This window comes from Bibersteinia trehalosi USDA-ARS-USMARC-188 (assembly GCF_000521725.1).
GTDB lineage: Bacteria > Pseudomonadota > Gammaproteobacteria > Enterobacterales > Pasteurellaceae > Bibersteinia > Bibersteinia trehalosi.
Genome location: NZ_CP006954.1, coordinates 397,259 through 415,062 on the forward strand (window position 1 = coordinate 397,259; position 17,804 = coordinate 415,062).

A 17,804-nucleotide genomic window follows, 5' to 3' on the forward strand; every position below is an offset into this window, starting at 1 on the left:
CAATTATCTTGCACGGAAAATAATACGACCCTTGCTTAAATCGTATGGAGTCATTTCAACGGTAACTTTATCGCCTGTTAAAATACGGATATAGTTTTTACGCATTTTTCCTGAAATATGTGCTGTTACAACATGACCATTTTCCAGTTCAACGCGGAACATAGTGTTAGGTAAGGTTTCTAAAATTGTTCCTTGCATTTCAATGCAATCTTCTTTTGCCATTTCTTCCTCTTTTGTTTGAATAGCGAATAAAATAAAAAAACGGGCGATATTATACGCCCGTTTGTCTGAATTTCCAACTTTTGCCGCGTATATTGGCTATTTTCGCACGAAGGCTCGGCGACGAGAATGGAATCGCTGAGTTTGCTTTTTCTCTGTCGCTCGCTGTATTTTACGATTATGGTAGACAATATGGATATTTTTACGACGAAAAATATAGAAACAGCTAACAAATAATCCGCCGGCTAAAAAGAGTATTAGCAGTTCTCCATAAAGGAGATGAAAGAGCGCATTAATTTTATTGCGAGTCGTTTGTCCATATTCTGCGTTAAATGTTACGCGTAAAAAACCAGATAATTCTTGTTGAATAAATATCGGTTCAACAATTTGCTGGGTGGTATTAATTTGTGCGAGTTCAGAGGCTTTAAAGCTTAATGCGTTACTACTTTGTGCAATAAGTGTTCCATTAGTGCTGTATAAACTTGCATCAATGACAAAGTCTTCTTTAGCAAAATGCTCTAATGCTTCATTAATTTCCTCATGGCGGGCATTTTTCATTAGGATTAATGAAAACAGATTGGCTTGTTGGCGAACCAGTAGATGTGACAAATGTGACACTTGATTAACCGTAGCGAGCTGAGAGCCGGCTTTAAATTGATTAATTCCATTCAAAATCAATGCCACGATGGCAAAACAAAAGACAAAAACCAAACCAATTATGCTGAATTTAATGGTTTTTTCTCGGTTTATATACATAGATTCCCCCAGAGTAGGGGCATGATTGTAGCATATTCTGGTTAAAGGAGACGAATATAGACAGATAACGATTATTTTTTTATCATCTCATCACTGTTTTCTCTAGTTTATCTCATCTATGCAACCTATCTTTTTTCTTTATGCTAAAACGCTGACAAACCAACAAGCGGTTAATTTTGCTGAAAAAACTGCAAATCAATTACTGGGTTTGTGTCACTATCTTGATTATTCAATTGCCTTTTTTACAGGAGAACTCAACGAAGAGGCAGTGCAGCAGGCTAATCATTTGAGAGCCGACTATAGTTTGCTTGAAGTTATTCCAAGCCTTGAGCAACCTGGGCTGCTTGTGATGGATATGGATTCTACCGCAATAAAAATAGAGTGTATTGATGAAATTGCTAAACTGGCAGGAAGTGGCGAAAATGTTGCCGCTATTACTGCAGCAGCAATGCGGGGAGAATTGGACTTTGTGCAAAGTTTGCGTAAACGTGTTGGCACACTAGCAAATTCTCCTGAGGAGATTTTGCAAAAAGTACGTGAAAATCTACCGCTTATGGATGGTTTTGAAACGCTAATCGTAGAATTGAAAAAATATGGTTGGAAGATTGCAATTGCTTCAGGAGGCTTTGATTATTTTGCGGATTATTTAAAAGCCAACTATGGTTTAGATGAAGCAGTGGCCAATAAACTTGAAATTGTTGATGGCCAATTAACAGGGAATATTTTAGGTCAAGTGGTTCATGCGGAATATAAAGCAGAAACATTGCAACGCTTAGGGCACGAATTTTCGATTCCGAAGCAGCAATGGGTTGCAGTAGGTGATGGCGCAAATGATTTACTCATGTTGAAAATGGCAAGCCTCGGTGTTGCCTTACACGCCAAGCCAAAAGTACAGGAACAAGCTAAATTTGTGGTAAACTTTGGCGATTTGGGTGCGTTGGCTGTTTTGCTCAATGCAAGAAAATTATTTAATGAATTAAATTAGGAGAGAAAAATGCCTTCTTTTGATATTGTGTCTGAAATTACCATGCACGAGGTGCGTAATGCAGTAGAAAATGCGAATCGTGTATTAAGTACTCGTTATGATTTTCGTGGCGTAGAAGCTACGATTGAGTTAAATGAAAAGAGTGAGAGTATTAAAATCACAACGGAATCTGATTTCCAACTTGAGCAACTGGTTGAAGTATTGATTGGTGCTTGTATTAAGCGAGATATAGATAGTAGCTCATTAGATATTCCAACTGAAAGTGAGCATCACGGTAAGTTATACAGTAAAGAAATCAAGCTCAAGCAGGGAATTGAAACTGAGATGGCGAAAAAGATTACGAAATTGGTGAAAGATTCTAAAATTAAAGTACAAACTCAGATTCAAGGTGATCAAGTGCGTGTAACGGGTAAATCTCGGGATGATCTACAAGCTGTTATTCAATTGGTAAAAAATGCAGAACTTGGGCAGCCGTTCCAATTTAATAATTTTCGTGACTAAAAATATAAGAGCGAACAATAGTTCGCTCTTATATTTTGTACAAAGTGAAAGAAAATTAAACATATCGCCTACTAACTCGACAACCATTTATTTTTCATAAAAAAAAATTTGACATATTTTCAGAACCTAGTAATATGCACGCCACAGACACAGTGAGTGGTGAGATGGCCGAGCAGGCTGAAGGCGCTCCCCTGCTAAGGGAGTATAGGGTTAAAAAGCTCTATCGAGGGTTCGAATCCCTCTCTCACCGCCATTTACTTTATCACGCACCCGTAGCTCAGCTGGATAGAGTACTCGGCTACGAACCGAGCGGTCAGAGGTTCGAATCCTCTCGGGTGCGCCATTTTATTTGATACTCTAGAATAAAATGGTCGCTGATAAACTAAATTCTCACAATATTTCAAATACGCACCCGTAGCTCAGCTGGATAGAGTACTCGGCTACGAACCGAGCGGTCAGAGGTTCGAATCCTCTCGGGTGCGCCATTTCACTTAAGTTCTTATTTTCTTCAATATTTAGATTCAATTGGGCTTTTATGCTTACATTTGCTCATCAAGAACATTTTCGTACCTATTACTCAGAAACGCGTAATATCCATTTTACCCTACCAAGTTTAACTGAAAAAATAACTGCCGATGTTTGTATTATTGGTGCAGGTTTTCTTGGACTTTCAACCGCTTTAGAACTTGCAGAAAAAGGCAAAAGTGTTGTGGTTCTAGAAGGTGCGAGGGTTGGCTTTGGGGCTTCAGGTCGAAACGGTGGACAGGCGATTAACGGTTTTGAAGATGGTATTGATGAGTACATTGAGCAGGTCGGCTTCGAGCAAGCTCGTAAATTATGGGAGATGTCGCTTGAGGCGATAGCGATCATTGATGAGCGTGTCAATAAGTATAATATTCAATGTGATTGGAAAAAAGGTTATGCAACCTTGGCATTAAACCATCGTCGTATGGAAGACTTAGTTGCTATAGAGCGAGCAAGCCGAGAACACTTTGGCTATTCACATATGCAATTGTGGGATAAAGCCCAGTTACAACAATATCTTGGCAGTGAAATTTATGTGGGAGGGCTTTATGATAGTCAATCTGGTCATCTTCATCCATTAAACTACTGCTTAGGATTGGCACAAGCTTGTTTATCACTTGGAGTAAAAATTTATGAGCATAGCCCAGCGATTGATTTGAATAATCAGGCTCAACACACAATCATTTTTACGCCAGAAGGGCAAGTTAAAGCACAATCTATCGTGCTTGCTACCAATGCTTATATTGATGCTAAGCAAAATAAACGGATCAGTTTTAATTTACCTCGTAAGATCTTACCTGTAGAGAGCTTTATTATTGCCACGGAGCGTTTAGAGCCAAAACTTGCAGCAAGTTTGATTAATAATGGGATGTCGGTTTGTGACAATAATATTTTGCTGGATTATTATCGTTTAACTGCTGATAACCGTTTGCTGTTTGGCAGTGATTCAAGCAGCAATGTCGATATGGTTGCTAAAATGCGTCGTAATATGCTTGAAGTATTTCCACAGCTTGAAAAAGTTAAAATTGAATATGGCTGGGGAGGACCTATTGATATGACGCTAAATGCAGCCCCTCATTTTGGAGAAATTCAACCAAATATTTATTTTGCCCAAGGGTTTTCTGGACATGGCGTTGCTTTAACAGGGCTAGCAGGACGGATTATTGCGGAAGCCATTCAAGGTAATAAGGAGCGTCTTGCCGTTTTTGAGCAATTAAAAGTCCCTAGTTTTTTTGGTGGGCGTTTAGTAAAAAAAATGGCGGTTAGACTCGGTATTCAATATTATAAATTTTTGGATAAATATCGTTAATAAAGTACGAAGCATTGTGATGCTTCGTGCTTTATTATATAGATGAGTTAATTTTGTGGATAAAGATCAAGTTTGTTCATTAATAACTGATCACGATCTTCTTCTGGATTTTCTGTAGTGAGCAGCTTATCTCCATAAAAAATAGAATTTGCACCAGCCATAAAACAGAGTGCTTGCATGGCCTCTGGCATATCACTTCTTCCTGCAGATAGACGTACATAGCTTTTCGGCATTGTGATACGTGCAACCGCAATAGTACGAACAAATTCTGTCCAATCCAGTGTTTCCGCATTGGCTAGTGGCGTGCCTTCTACTTTAACTAATTGGTTAATGGGGACACTTTCAGGCTGTGGATCAAGATTAGCAAGACTAGCAATTAAACCTGCTCGTTCAGCACGGGTTTCATTCATGCCAATGATGCCGCCACAACAGACTTTTAGTCCAGCATTACGAACCTTACCAAGTGTATCCATGCGGTCATCGTGGTTACGAGTGTGGACAATTTTATGATAACGAGCAGGATCCGTGTCTAAATTGTGGTTATAGTAATCTAGCCCTGCGGCTTTCAAATCTTCTGCCATTCCTGCTTCTAGCATGCCAAATGTGCCACAGGTTTCTAACCCTAACGCTTTTACCGCAGTAATAATTTGAGAGACAGTTTCAATGTCCTTTGGCTTTGGCCCCCGCCATGCAGCCCCCATACAGAAGCGGTTTGCGCCCCGAGCTTTTGCTATTTTCGCTTTTTCAACAATCTCTTCAATACAAAGCATCGTTTGACGAGCCAATCCTGTGTCATAACGTGCGGATTGTGGACAGTATTCACAATCTTCAGGGCAACCACCGGTTTTAATTGAAAGTAGTGTAGAAAGTTGAATTTCTCGTGGATTAAAGTGTTCTCGGTGAATTTGTGCCGCTTTAAAGATGAGCTCCATAAAGGGCATGGAAAAGAGTTCTTCGACTTGGCATTTACGCCAATATTGTACGGTGGGGTGCTGTGTTAGCTCATTTTTAGCTTTAAGATGCAGATTAAAAATTGTCACAGTCTCTCCTTTTTGCATGTTGGCCGATAAATTAAAGTGGGCATATTTGCCCACTCTATTTTAGTAACTGTCGTGAATTCTCAGCGGCAGCTAAAATTAATTTACGCTTTTTATTATTATGCTTTGCGATATTTTGAATGTTGTTTCACTGCTTTGCGGATTTGTCTAGTACTGGTACGGCGTCGATTTCGCACATCCAGTTTCGTTTCTGTTTCGGGTTTCAAACCAACTAAATCACGCAGATAGTTTACTTGCTCTAATGGCATTTCTTCCCAACCACCTCGAGGTAGCGTTTTTTCTAATTTGATATTGCCATAGCGAATACGAATTAAGCGACTGACTTGAATACCTTGGCTTTCCCATAAGCGGCGTACTTCACGGTTGCGGCCTTCGGTTAGCGTGACGTCAAACCATTGATTCAAACCTGTTCCTCCCACAGCTTTAATTTGCTTGAAATTCGCTGGTCCATCTTCCAATTGCACGCCTTTGCGTAAGCGCTGTAACATGGCTTCATCCACTTCGCCAAACACTCGAACAGAGTATTCACGTTCTACTTCGCGGCTTGGATGCATTAAACGATTAGCAAGTTCACCATCAGTGGTAAAAAGTAATAGGCCAGAAGTATTGATATCTAAGCGCCCTACTGCAATCCATCTTGCACCGTTTAAACGTGGTAAGCGGTCGAAAACAGTTGCGCGACCTTCAGGGTCTGAGCGTGTACAAAGTTCACCTTCTGGCTTATAGTACATTAATACTCGGCAGATCTCTTTTTGTGTAGGAGTTAAGCTGACTAGATGCCCATCAATCCGAATTTTGGTATTGGCATTCACTTGGACACGGTCACCAAGCTGGGCAATTTTACCATCAACACTAACGCGTCCTGCGGCAATTACTTCTTCTAATTCACGGCGCGAACCCTTGCCGGCATTGGCGAGAATTTTTTGCAGTTTTTCACCAAGTACTTTCACCTTTTTGTTTTGTTCAACAGGTGATTTTTCTATTGGCTTTACCGTTTTTTTCGGAGCAAATGGACGCACAGGTTTTTGCATTTTTTTCTCAGAATCAGAGCGCTTGTTGCTGCCTGATTGGCTGGGTTTACGAAATGTTGTCATTTAAAGTTCCTTTGTCGCTTTCACAAGCGTCGAATAGCTGATGGCTGAGCTTGTCGAAGCCATCAATGTTAAAGAAGAGCGTTTAGACAAGCTCAACGACCTATAAATTTATTGAAAGGGTGAAGGATCCCCTGAGCCTTGACGAATAAGACGTGGATTGTCTTCGCTTAAATCAATCACAGTTGTAGGAGATTCCCCTAAATAACCACCATGAATAACCAATTCTACTTGATGAGCTAATAAATCGTGGATTTCATCAGGATCAGAAAGCGTACGATCTTCTACATTAGGTAACATTAATGAACAAGATAGAATGGGTTCACCCAATGTTTGGAGCAGTGATAATGCAATCGCATTATCAGGTACGCGTAACCCGATAGTTTTACGTTTCGTCATGAGGCGACGAGGTAGCTCTTTAGTCGCCGGAAGAATAAATGTATACGGATTTGGTACGTTATTTTTAATCAAACGATAGACTTGGTTATTTACCATCGCGTAGGTAGCAATTTCAGAGAGATCGCTACATACCAAGGTAAAATTATGATTCTCAGGCAACTTACGAATAGCTACAATTCGATCCATTGCATGCTTATCACCAATACCACAACCTAACGCATAGCCAGAATCTGTCGGATAAACAATTACACCACCTTTTCTAATAATTTCCACTGTTTGATTAATCAAACGAGGTTGTGGATTTTCTGGATGAATATAAAACAGCTGGGCTCGGCTCATAGCAATTTCCCTTTAATAAAATTGGCTTGGAATTATACGCTTAAACAGGCTTGGGCAAAAGGCAACAAGCGGTGCATTTTTGCAGAAAAATTGCAAAAACATACCGCTTGTGGTGAGTGATGGATTATTCGCAAAAAAACTCATGAAGTACGTGGAGCATTTTTTCAGCTCGAGGATCAGTAATGAAATAGAGCCGTTCTCGATGCTTAATTTCACAATCTACCAGCCCAGCTTCGCGTAAAATTGTCAGCTGATTCGACAAAGCGGCTTGCGGAATATTAAGTTTTTGGCTTAGCTCAGTCACGTTATAACGGCGTTCTAGCAATGAGCAGAGCACCATAAGTCGATTTGGGTTCGCTAATAATTTTAAGAATGTGGTGGCCTCACCACATTTTGAGAACATATCTTCCATTTTTTGTTTCCCACCATATAAAGAGCTATTTTATCATACTCCTTTGGCGGTTTTTTGTAAAAATTTAAGATATTTATAAAAAACAAATAGCGTCATTATGATCGCGAATAAACTTTCTAGCCAAGCTAATGCGGTTAAAAAGGCTGAATTGCCAAAGAGAGACAAACTTTCCCAAAGACTATTGGCGCTAATAATGAATGGAAACGTTAATGCAGCATAACTTGGAAAAAAGCCATTTTTTAAGAAGTGTGGTACTTGATTTAATACGATGAAAAAGAGTGCTTGAGAAAGTAATAAGGCTAGGCTCAAATATATTGTGGAGTGTGCTAATGGCAAGCGGATATAACCCACAATCAATATTGCCAATGGCGCGGTGTAGATAGCAAATACCGGCTTGGCTGGAAGTTCATCAACAGGCAATTTCCAGTAGCGTAGCGATATAAGCCCAAACATTACGATAAATGCAGCGGCAGAAAAATTAAATAATGCATAGCGCCAAGTTTCAAGCATCGGATAGTGTTCAGCAAGATGGTGTGAAGTCATCACTGGCACACAAAAACCAACAAAAGGAATAAAAAATGCGGCAAATACATTTTTTAGTTGAAAATGTAAAAGATATCTCCAGACAAACCAACTCACATAAACTAGTGTTGCAACGCAGGAGATGAGCCACAAACCAAGCGCTAATGTTGGATAAGACGATGATAGATAACTCGCATCAAGCATTATTGTAAAAGGGATCACTGGCACAACAGCTGCTTGAATTGGGTGATTTAAATTTGCTTTCGCCACTTGTGGAAAATAGTAAATTTTAAGTAAAGCAATTAGCAACACCGCAAAGCCAAGTATGCCAAATAATGGCATAGCCCAAAAGCCTTGACCTAATTCAGCAAATAGTCCGCCTAAAGCGGTTAAACCAAATGCAAGACCAGCAACGGGCAGAGGGGTATTTTTTAGGATATTTTCTATTCCTGTGCGCATATTTTTTCCCTTTATTTATAGCATTTCTAATGCCTAAATTTATGCTTGGGAACTACCCTAAGCGAAAGAAAATATGAGTTTGTGTGGGGAGGGCATTTTCTTTCAAGAGCAGTTCCCAAGCATAAATTCAGGCGAATTTATTGATTCCATGGCATTTTGTCTAGCAGCATAGCCATTCCACAAAAACCTGAAAGCCCAGCAAAAACCAATCCCGCGCCAACAAAGCTGGCAAGTAGATAAAAAAATGGGCTAATAGCAGCACCTAACAACATACTGAGTAATATGAGTGATCCTGCTGCAATTTGTACTTGCCGTGTTATTGGTAAGACGTTGCGATTGCGAATAACTGACAAGCCCGCACTTTTCCAGCCAATTAGTCCTCCTTCTAAGATATAAATATTGCATTTGTTATCTACATTTAGTCGTGCTAACTGATGGCAGAGGCTTTGAGTACGCCCGCCTGATTTGCAATAAAAAATCAGACAGTGATTTGATATTCTTTCTGGCAAATCTTGCTGTAGTTGATCAGAAGGCAGACAAATTGCGCCATTAATATGCTCTCGTTGAAATTCAGCATGCTCGCGAATATCAATCAAGATTGCCCCACTGGCGAGCTTTTGTTGTGCAATATTTGGTGGGATAAGGTTAATCGACATTTAATCTCCATAGGTGGGCGAATGCCCACCTGCTATTATTTTTGACAACTTTTACAGCTAGAAGACCAGCCTAATAATGTATAAACGAGTAGTGTACTTGCGATAAAACCAGCAAAATAGCTGAACATAAGAATAAAAAGATCAATTGGCGAACTTAGATCATTTATATCGGATTGTGAGCCTAGGAAGAGCATAATTAAGGTGAGAATCCCGCCTACAATACCTGCTCTTTTTGCCCACGTATAACGTTTAGTCATAAGTTGGCGCTCTTTGGCAATTAATGTACTAAACGTGACCGCTAGCAAAGCCAGTAATAACAAAACAGGGTAGAAAAAAGCACCAAATAATTCTTGCATGATCGCCCAAAGCATTGAAAATTCTAATTGATTCATATAATTTCCTCTTAATTAAGTTAAGCCAGCCCGCGTAACATCGTTAAATAAGTTGATTTTAAACCGATAGTTTCTATCAGCCAGCTTGCCCATTGCTCTTCCAATGGCGCGATAACACCAGGGAAAGAATGATAGAGGTTATTTTCATAATCAAACTCGACTAACATGGCTTTACCAATTTGCGTAATGAGTGGGCAAGAAGTATAGCCCCAATAGCGAGCATCACTCTGCTTATCTTGTAAATCTGCCAGCAAATGCTCCACTGCAACAGGCACTTGCCATTTCACGCTGGCGGCAGTTTTCCCTTTTGGAACGCCGGCAATATCACCTATGGCAAAGACATTGCGATAGCGAACATGTCTGAGCGTTGATTTATCAACTTCAACCCAGCCTTCATCTTGCCAAATCCCTTGCCGCCAAGAAAGTGCTGAATTTTTTACTGCATCCGGTGCGGTCATTGGGGGAATAACATTGATAAAGTCATAATGATAATCCACTCTGCCTTGTGCTTTATCAGCAAAAGTAGCTACGCGGTTATGTGGATCAATGGCAACTAATTGGCGATCATAGTGGGTGTCTATTCCCCGCTGTTTAAAGAGCATTCGTACTTTTTCTGAAACGATTGGCACACTAAACAACGCTTTGTTATTCGAGTTGTAAATTATTTTTGATTTATTGAGTGTGCCACGGCGCCGTAGTACATCGCGTGTGATAAGAGTGTATTTGAGGGGCGCTCCTGCACACTTCATTTCTGTATTGGGGCGCTGAAATATAGCAATCCCACCAGTCTGAGCAAATTGATCAAGCATTTGCCAGGTTTTAAATGCACCTTCTGGGCTATGGTAAATACTACCCAAGCCATTTTTCCCAATAAGGTTCTCATCCATACCAGCAATTGCGGCATAATCGAGTTTTAAGCCCGTAGCTACAAACAGGTAGTCATACGATATTTTTTCGCCTTTATTGGTGGTAACAGTATTGCTATCTGGATCAAATTCGGCGACATGCGCTTGAACCCATTTCACATTTGGAGGCAGATAATTAGCTGTTTGGCTGATAGTGTATTCTGCAGGCTTTAACCCAGCTGCAACTAAAGTGAAACCTGGTTGATAATAATGCTGAATGCGAGAGTCAATAATGATAATTTCTGCTTTTTCATCTAGCCGAGCGGCAAGGTGGGAAGCGATGCTTAAACCTGCTGCCCCTGCACCCGCAATCACAATTTTGGCGGGAATCGAGATCTTGGGCAATGCTGCTAAGGCATTAGGGGGCAGCAATAAACTACTGACAGAAGTTAAGCCACCTGCGCTGATGGTACATAAACCGCTTTGTAGCAATAACCGACGATTTTTATTAACAGAGCGGTGGGCAACATAGCTATTCATGGTGCATCCTTATTTTTTGGTTGAACAGGTATTAATTCCAAGCAGGCTGTATAAGGCACAACGAGAAAAAATGCCTGTTGCGAGTGGAATAACGCCCAGCCAACCCCACCAGCCAACCGTGTCTGTAAAGCTTAGTAAAATTAATATTGCTCCGAGTGTGATTCGGACAGCGCTATCTACGCTACCTACATTTTTGTTTATCATAGTTGTCTCCTTTTATATTTTAAAATATTAATGTTTAATTATTTTGATATTATGAAGTGATAATGTCAATATAAATTTTTATGATTTTGTGAAAAATGTTTCATTAGTGTAAAAAAATAAAGAGCTGAAAATAATCAGCCCTCTTGATGAATTGAGATGATGATTTAAGTGCTAAGATTTGTTGAAAAAACAAGCAGGTATTTTAGCTAGTGCTATGTGATTTAATTGATAATGAGCTAGTGTAGTACCACGAGAATCGCGGCAAGAACCACCAAAATCAGCCCAGCAAAATCTTGAATTTTTAATCGCTCTTTAAAGATAAAATACGAGATAGCAAGAATGAAAAATATTTCAACTTGCCCGAGCGTTTTTACAAAAGCAACGTGGTTTAAACTCATGGCATTAAACCAGCCGAATGAGCCAAGGAAAGAGAATAGGCTTGTGAGCATGCCAAGTTTAGGATAGCGGAAAAATTGGCGCAAGGTTTGTGGCTGACGAATTGCTAAATACAAGGTTAAGCCGACAGCTTCTAATGTAATCACCGCAAAGAGTACCCAAGCGGCTGAAATGAGATAATGGCTTTGTAGTTGAAGGCTCGCTTCTCGCACCCACAAAGACGTCAGTGCAAAACATAAACCGCTTGCCACGCCTAAATAGAGCGTTTTCCAAGACAATTGGCGGAGATTACCACTGCCTGTCATTAAGAAAATTGCAATACCACCAATGACCACACCAAGCCAACCGAGTATAGAGATTTTCACCCCAAAGAATAATACACCAAGAATAGCTGCAATTACTGCTTCACTTTTAGCAAGTCCAACACCTATGGCATAATTTTTGAGTTGGAATAACTGTACCATTAAAGCTGTGGCAAGAATTTGAGCAAAACTGGCTCCAAATACATAAATGAAAAAGTACAGTGAGAAATAAGGCAAGGGCTGAGATGGGGTTTGAATATAGAGAAAGAGCAGATAACCGGTAGCGAGGGGAACGGCATAAAAAAAGCGCGCAAGTGTCACGCCTAAAACGGGGACATTTACACTTAATTGTTTCTGAAACGCATTTCTGCCAGCTTGGGCGGTTGCAGCAAGCAGAGTAAACCAAATCCACATAAAAACTTTCCGAATATTAATTTATATAAATAGTACGCTTTTTAGCCGAGTTTGCAAGCGGTCTAAAAATGACTAAAATTTGCAAGTAGGTATGTTAAAGAATAGGGTGTATTGATGTGGCCTAAAATTTATATTGGTACAGGGGGATATGCAGACAGTGATCTAATGGGGACACTTTACCCGTTTGGGACGAAAAAAGAGGATTTTCTGACCGTTTATAGCCAGCATTACGACACGTTAGAAATCAATAGTACTTTCTACGCGCCACTTGGCGCAAAGGCTTTTGCAGGTATGTTGGCAAAACTTGCCGAGCCACTACAATTCTCAGTGAAATTACATCAAGATTTTAGCCATAATCGGGTTGCTACCCGTGAAAATGCGAAAGCGTTTTTAACTGCGTTACAGCCTTTAATTGAAGCAAATTGCCTTGCTAATCTGTTTTTGCAATTTCCGAGTCAATTTGAACGCACACTTGCTAACCGCCGTTATCTTGCCGATTTGCAAAATTGGTTTGAAAATCAACCGCTTGCGATTGAGTTTCGTCATTCAAGTTGGCATATTCCCCCTGTGTTTGACACCTTTGCGAAAAGTGAAAACTTGATTTGGTGCAATGTGGATTACCCCCAACATATTGGCTTACCTGCTTTTCATTTTTACGCCAATCAACGTCGTGTCTATTTAAGATTGCATGGACGTAATCCTAATTGGTGGAAAGGACAGAGTGCAGCCGAGCGACACGATTATCGTTATTCAGATAAAGAATTACAGGAGCTAGCGAAATTATTAGCCGCACACAGAAATGAATTTGATGTGCTCTATCTCTATTTTGAAAATACCACGAAAAGCCATTCGTTTTACAATATTGCCATGTTGAAAGCGTTTCTTACTGAGTTAGGTTTTCAAATTAAGCCAGAGCCTGAAACATTATCAGGGCAGCAGTCGTTATTTTAGCCAAGAAAAAAACCGAATTTGAGCACCAAATTCGGTTTGTGAGATTAAAGCTGTTTAAGCAAATTCACCATCTCAATGGCAACCATTGCACACTCTTCGCCTTTATTGCCTGCTTTGGTGCCTGAGCGTTCAATCGCTTGTTCTAGGTTTTCAACGGTTAAAACGCCATTTGCAATTGGCACACCTGCTTGAAGACTGGTCATCGCAATGCCTTTTGCCGATTCGTTTACCACCACGTCGTAGTGAGACGTTGCGCCACGCACCACTGCCCCTAAGCAGATAATGGCATCATATTTACCGCTTTCCGCCATTTTTTTCGCTGCAATTGCAATTTCTAATGCACCGGGTACCCATACCGTGTCAATATCATTTTCGTTCACACCATGACGGATAAGTTTGTCTTTTGCACCGTGTAACAGTTGGTCAATGAAGATTTTGTGCCAGTTAGTTGCCACGATACCGAATTTTAAGCCTGTTGCAACGTAGTTGCCTTGAATTGTTGCCATTTGTTTTTCCTTTTTTTAAATGTAAAAATTGAATTCTGAACCTATTCATCGCTTTCTTAATTATCTTCCCTACTTTTCTTTGCTTGTGCAAAGAAAAGTAGCAAAAGAAAGCACACCCCAGAAAAATTGCTTATCTGAACTTTGTTTGAATTTGCTTAACGGAAAAAATCCAAACTCGCTTGCTTCGCAAGCTCAAACAAGGATTTTTTCCTACAAATTCAACGTCGTTCAGGCAATTTTTAGGGGGAAACGGTGCGTTATTCACCATTCAGTATGAAAATCTATTTTGTAAAAAAATTGCTAAAAACTACTGCTTGTTTGCGACCGTTAGAGATTCCCTTCTGAACCGCCCGAGCGTGTTTTAATTTGTAGGAAAATGTCTCTTGAACGAAGTGAATAGAAATTTTCCGTTAAGCAAATTAAAACTAAGCTCGGATAAGCGGTGAAGTAGGGTCGCCTTTCTTTTGGTTACTTTTACTCGCTTTGCTCGCCCTTTGGGCTGTTGCCTTTGGCAACATTCAAACGCAAGCGTTTGTCTTTGGCGAAGCAAAGAAAAGTAACACTAGAAGTTAAACATATGTCTCATTTTGATTTGCTTGACTTTTAGGTATTCCAAATCGTGTTTATTTGGCTCAACCATAATCGGTTCTCTTGCCACGATATTTAAACCCACCTCTTGTAATCCTTCAATTTTCGCAGGATTGTTGGTGAGCAAGCGGATACTTTTTACGCCTAATTTGCGAAACATTTGTGCACCGATGTGGTATTCACGTTCGTCATCTTTAAAGCCTAGTGCGCGGTTGGCTTCCACCGTGTCCATTCCCTGATCTTGTAGTTCGTAGGCACGTAATTTGTTGAGTAAGCCAATCCCACGTCCTTCTTGACGAAGATAGAGGAGTACACCTCGTCCTTCTTGTTCAATTTGGCTCATTGCTGCGGCAAATTGTTGTCCACAATCGCAACGTTGTGAACCAAAAGCATCGCCAGTTAAGCATTCAGAATGGATACGGCATAACACATTTTCGCCATCGCCAATATCGCCTTTTACTAGTGCAACGTGTTCTTTGCCTGAAATCACTTCCACAAAGCTATGCGCAACAAATTCACCATATTTAGTTGGCATTTTCACCACAGAAACTTGTTTAACCAGATTATCGTGTTTACGGCGATATTCTTGTAATTGGGCAATGGTGATAAACGGTATATCATGTTTGGTGGCAAATTTTTGCAGATCAGGCATCGTCATCATTGTGCCGTCTTCTGCCATAATTTCGCAACAAAGCCCAGCAGGTTTTAAGCCTGCAAGACGAGCTAAATCGACGGTGGCTTCTGTATGACCATTACGCACTAATACACCGCCTTCTTTTGCCACCAATGGGAACATATGTCCCGGACGGCGGAAGTCATCGGCTTTGGCATTCTCATCTAACAGTTTTAACGCGGTGAGTGAACGTTCAAAGGCTGAAATGCCTGTGCCTGTTTCAATATGGTCAATTGCCACAGTAAAAGCGGTTTCGTGATTGTCGGTGTTTTTGGGCACCATTGGGTGTAGATGGAGTTTATCGGCAATGCTTTGGGCAATCGGCATACAGATTAAGCCTTTACCATGTGTTGCCATAAAATTGATATTTTCTGGGGTTGCAAATTCGCCAGCACAGATAAAATCGCCTTCGTTTTCACGATCTTCATCATCGGTTACTAAAATAATTTTGCCTTGACGGATTGCTTCAATGGCTTGTTCTACGGTTGAAAATTGGAACATAAGTTGTTTCTCTTTGTTGTTTTCCCCCTCTCCCTGATTTTCACTTCTAAACGAAGCGAAAATCTGTCCCTCCCCCCACTGGGGGGAGGGTGGAGAAAATCCGTAGGATTTTCGGAGGGAGAGGGGAGATAATATTTAGAAATTAAAATCCTGCTTTTCTTAAAAATTCTTCGCTGATATTGCTTTTTGGACTATCGCTTGTTGGTGTAAGCAATTTTTCCACATATTTGCCGATCACGTCATTCTCTAAATTGACGATTGAGCCGACTTTTTTACTGCCTAAATTTGTGTGAGCAATCGTATGTGGAATGATAGAAACACGGAATCCTTGTTCATCACAGTCCACTACCGTTAGGCTAATACCATCAATCGTGATAGAGCCTTTTTCAATAATGTAACGCATAATTTTTGGATTAGTGTTGATGCGATACCACACAGCATTATCCTCAGGGGTAATACTTGCCACTGTGCCTGTGCCGTCAATATGCCCAGAAACGATATGTCCGCCGAAACGCCCATTTGCCGCCATTGCACGCTCTAAATTGACTGGGCTACCTACTTGTACTTCGCTCAGTGAGGTGCGGTTTAAAGTTTCCGACATTACGTCAGCGGTGAAAAAGTCGTTGCCAAAGGTGGTAACGGTTAAACACACACCATTCACCGCAATGCTATCGCCCAGTTGAACATCTTCTAATACTTTTGAACCGTTAATGGTTAGTACCGCAAATTCGCCTTGCTTTTGGATTTTGGCGATTTTGCCAACTTCTTCAATAATGCCTGTGAACATTTTATTCTCCGCTATTTATGCGGACGCCAGCGTGGCGTCCCTACTGTTCTACTTCGTAATCGATTAAAATATCTTCGCCAATTTGTGAAATTTTCGGATTTGTTAATTTCACTGCATGGGCAATTTCTGCAATACCCGCCCCACCAATTGGCGTTTTAGCATTCATACCGCCCACTAATTTAGGTGCGATGTAGCAATGCACTCGGTTTACTAAGCCTTGTTCCAACACGCTGAAATTCAGTTGTGAACCGCCTTCAATCAAGAGGCTATCTATGCCCATTTCGCCTAATTTTTGCAAAAGATCGCTCAAATCTATCCGCTTGTCTTTTGCTTTTGTGCGTAAAATTTCCACGCCACAAGCGGTATATTTTTCGCATTTTTTTGCATCATCGCAAAGGGTGGCGATAATGGTACGATACTGTTTAGCGGTTTGGACTAACTGGCTTTCCAATGGCGTGCGTAGTTGACTATCGCACACAATCCGCACAGGTTGTTTGGCGTTTTCCATTCGGCTATTGAGCATAGGATCGTCTGCCAATACGGTTTCCACCCCAACCATAATCGCACTGTATTCGTGGCGAGTGCGTTGCACATTTTTTCTTGCTTGTTCGCCAGTAATCCATTTGGATTGTCCACCGCTGGTAGCGATTTTACCGTCTGCGGTCATTGCATATTTGAGCAAGACATAAGGGCGTTTGGTTTGAATATAGTGGAAAAAAATCGGGTTTAACGCATCGCATTCTTCTTTCAAAAAATCTTCCACGACTTCAATCCCTGCTTGGCGAAGTTGTTTAGCACCTTTGCCAGAGACCAGCGGATTGGGATCTCGTGAGCCAATCACCACTTTTTTGATACCACGCTCAATCAACAAATCGGAGCAAGGTGGCGTTTTACCGTGATGACAACAAGGTTCAAGGGTAACGTAGGCCGTCGCACCGCTCAGATCTGCTTGGGCTTTTAAAATCGCATTGCGTTCAGCGTGCCAACCGCCACAGCGTTCGTGATAACCTTCGGCAATAATTTCGCCATTTTTGACAATCACACAGCCGACAAGCGGATTCGGATTTGTCCAACCACGTGCTTTTTCTGCAAGCGTGATCGCACGACGCATATAATCAAAATCGTTCATTGGAAATTTTTAAATGGGTGGGGCAGAATGGAGGTTTCTCCCCGCTTCCTCCGAAAATCTTAACGGATTTTCTCCACCTTCACCCCGTGGGGAGAGGGACTTTTTGCTTTACTCAAAAGCAAAACAGGGAGAGGGAAATATAAAAAACGCCTTGAAATCAGTGATCTCAAGGCGTGCGAAAGCATAGAAAATGCGCGCAACATTGCACACATTCTTACTCTTCTCCTATCCAGACTATACTGTCGGTTTTGGAATTTCACCAAATCCTGCAACCTTTTTCGTTGCTCGCGGACTTTACCGCCGATCGGGAATTTCACCCTGCCCCGAAGATTAAAAAATTGTTAC

20 protein-coding genes, 3 tRNA genes and 1 riboswitch are annotated in these 17,804 nt (G+C 40.9%); of the genes, 7 read left to right on the plus strand and 16 right to left on the minus strand.

Annotated elements, in window-relative coordinates:
* Positions 1-3: 3 nt before the first annotated feature.
* Together infA and F542_RS01905 are read right to left on the minus strand one after the other, a co-directional pair.
* The gene (gene infA, locus F542_RS01900) at positions 4-222 is read right to left on the minus strand and encodes a translation initiation factor IF-1 (protein ID WP_005712424.1); all 219 of its coding nucleotides are present in this window, start codon (positions 220-222) and stop codon (positions 4-6) included.
* A 96-nt stretch (positions 223-318) separates the two neighbouring features.
* The gene (locus tag F542_RS01905; RefSeq protein ID WP_025266770.1) at positions 319-975 is read right to left on the minus strand and encodes a YtjB family periplasmic protein; all 657 of its coding nucleotides are present in this window, start codon (positions 973-975) and stop codon (positions 319-321) included.
* 118 nt (positions 976-1,093) lie between these two features.
* Between F542_RS01905 and serB the strand changes: the two genes are divergently transcribed.
* The 6 genes from serB to F542_RS01935 all read left to right on the plus strand — a co-directional run bounded on the left by serB (position 1,094) and on the right by F542_RS01935 (position 4,295).
* Complete coding sequence (gene serB, locus F542_RS01910) at positions 1,094-1,960, plus strand: phosphoserine phosphatase SerB (protein ID WP_025266771.1); 867 nt, start codon at positions 1,094-1,096, stop codon at positions 1,958-1,960.
* Between the two features lie 9 nt (positions 1,961-1,969).
* Positions 1,970-2,461, plus strand: a complete 492-nt coding sequence (locus F542_RS01915; protein ID WP_025266772.1) for a YajQ family cyclic di-GMP-binding protein — start codon at positions 1,970-1,972, stop codon at positions 2,459-2,461.
* Between the two features lie 158 nt (positions 2,462-2,619).
* Positions 2,620-2,714 (plus strand) — tRNA-Ser (locus tag F542_RS01920).
* 13 nt (positions 2,715-2,727) lie between these two features.
* Positions 2,728-2,804: transfer RNA gene (locus F542_RS01925), tRNA-Arg, on the plus strand.
* 65 nt (positions 2,805-2,869) lie between these two features.
* A tRNA-Arg gene (locus tag F542_RS01930) sits at positions 2,870-2,946 on the plus strand.
* Between the two features lie 50 nt (positions 2,947-2,996).
* Positions 2,997-4,295, plus strand: coding sequence for an NAD(P)/FAD-dependent oxidoreductase (locus tag F542_RS01935; protein WP_025266773.1), 1,299 nt, complete (start codon positions 2,997-2,999; stop codon positions 4,293-4,295).
* 47 nt (positions 4,296-4,342) lie between these two features.
* Here F542_RS01935 and bioB read toward each other — a convergent pair whose 3' ends face one another.
* The 10 genes from bioB to F542_RS01985 form a co-directional block, all read right to left on the minus strand.
* Complete coding sequence (gene bioB, locus F542_RS01940; RefSeq protein WP_025266774.1) at positions 4,343-5,335, minus strand: biotin synthase BioB; 993 nt, start codon at positions 5,333-5,335, stop codon at positions 4,343-4,345.
* Positions 5,336-5,451: 116 nt separating this feature from the next.
* Positions 5,452-6,447: a 23S rRNA pseudouridine(2605) synthase RluB gene (gene rluB, locus F542_RS01945; RefSeq protein ID WP_025266775.1), complete on the minus strand. Its 996-nt coding sequence runs from the start codon at positions 6,445-6,447 to the stop codon at positions 5,452-5,454.
* A 108-nt stretch (positions 6,448-6,555) separates the two neighbouring features.
* A complete protein-coding gene (locus tag F542_RS01950; protein WP_025266776.1) occupies positions 6,556-7,182 on the minus strand; it encodes an L-threonylcarbamoyladenylate synthase in 627 nt (208 codons plus the stop codon).
* A gap of 124 nt (positions 7,183-7,306) precedes the next feature.
* A complete protein-coding gene (locus F542_RS01955) occupies positions 7,307-7,594 on the minus strand; it encodes an ArsR/SmtB family transcription factor (protein WP_015433265.1) in 288 nt (95 codons plus the stop codon).
* A 33-nt stretch (positions 7,595-7,627) separates the two neighbouring features.
* Positions 7,628-8,575: an SLAC1 family transporter gene (locus tag F542_RS01960; protein ID WP_025266777.1), complete on the minus strand. Its 948-nt coding sequence runs from the start codon at positions 8,573-8,575 to the stop codon at positions 7,628-7,630.
* Positions 8,576-8,712: 137 nt separating this feature from the next.
* Positions 8,713-9,231, minus strand: a complete 519-nt coding sequence (locus F542_RS01965; RefSeq protein WP_015433263.1) for a rhodanese family protein — start codon at positions 9,229-9,231, stop codon at positions 8,713-8,715.
* A 35-nt stretch (positions 9,232-9,266) separates the two neighbouring features.
* On the minus strand, positions 9,267-9,623 hold the full coding sequence (locus F542_RS01970) for a DUF5368 domain-containing protein (RefSeq protein ID WP_025266778.1): 357 nt from the start codon (positions 9,621-9,623) through the stop codon (positions 9,267-9,269).
* Between the two features lie 20 nt (positions 9,624-9,643).
* Positions 9,644-11,008, minus strand: coding sequence for an NAD(P)/FAD-dependent oxidoreductase (locus F542_RS01975; protein ID WP_025266779.1), 1,365 nt, complete (start codon positions 11,006-11,008; stop codon positions 9,644-9,646).
* A 9-nt stretch (positions 11,009-11,017) separates the two neighbouring features.
* A complete protein-coding gene (locus F542_RS01980) occupies positions 11,018-11,212 on the minus strand; it encodes a YgaP family membrane protein (RefSeq protein WP_038442986.1) in 195 nt (64 codons plus the stop codon).
* A 236-nt stretch (positions 11,213-11,448) separates the two neighbouring features.
* Positions 11,449-12,324 (minus strand): DMT family transporter, encoded by an 876-nt coding sequence (locus tag F542_RS01985; protein WP_025266781.1) that lies wholly within the window; start codon positions 12,322-12,324, stop codon positions 11,449-11,451.
* Positions 12,325-12,438: 114 nt separating this feature from the next.
* Between F542_RS01985 and F542_RS01990 the strand changes: the two genes are divergently transcribed.
* Positions 12,439-13,275, plus strand: a complete 837-nt coding sequence (locus F542_RS01990; protein ID WP_025266782.1) for a DUF72 domain-containing protein — start codon at positions 12,439-12,441, stop codon at positions 13,273-13,275.
* 44 nt (positions 13,276-13,319) lie between these two features.
* On the opposite strand, the gene ribH is transcribed toward F542_RS01990, so the two are convergent.
* From ribH to ribD, 4 genes are all read right to left on the minus strand, one after another.
* Complete coding sequence (gene ribH, locus F542_RS01995) at positions 13,320-13,781, minus strand: 6,7-dimethyl-8-ribityllumazine synthase (protein ID WP_025266783.1); 462 nt, start codon at positions 13,779-13,781, stop codon at positions 13,320-13,322.
* Positions 13,782-14,343: 562 nt separating this feature from the next.
* Positions 14,344-15,543: a bifunctional 3,4-dihydroxy-2-butanone-4-phosphate synthase/GTP cyclohydrolase II gene (locus tag F542_RS02000; protein WP_025266784.1), complete on the minus strand. Its 1,200-nt coding sequence runs from the start codon at positions 15,541-15,543 to the stop codon at positions 14,344-14,346.
* 142 nt (positions 15,544-15,685) lie between these two features.
* Positions 15,686-16,330: a riboflavin synthase gene (locus tag F542_RS02005; RefSeq protein ID WP_025266785.1), complete on the minus strand. Its 645-nt coding sequence runs from the start codon at positions 16,328-16,330 to the stop codon at positions 15,686-15,688.
* A gap of 40 nt (positions 16,331-16,370) precedes the next feature.
* A complete protein-coding gene (ribD, locus tag F542_RS02010) occupies positions 16,371-17,459 on the minus strand; it encodes a bifunctional diaminohydroxyphosphoribosylaminopyrimidine deaminase/5-amino-6-(5-phosphoribosylamino)uracil reductase RibD (protein ID WP_025266786.1) in 1,089 nt (362 codons plus the stop codon).
* Positions 17,460-17,672: 213 nt separating this feature from the next.
* Positions 17,673-17,794, minus strand: a riboswitch (FMN riboswitch).
* Positions 17,795-17,804 lie beyond the last annotated feature (10 nt).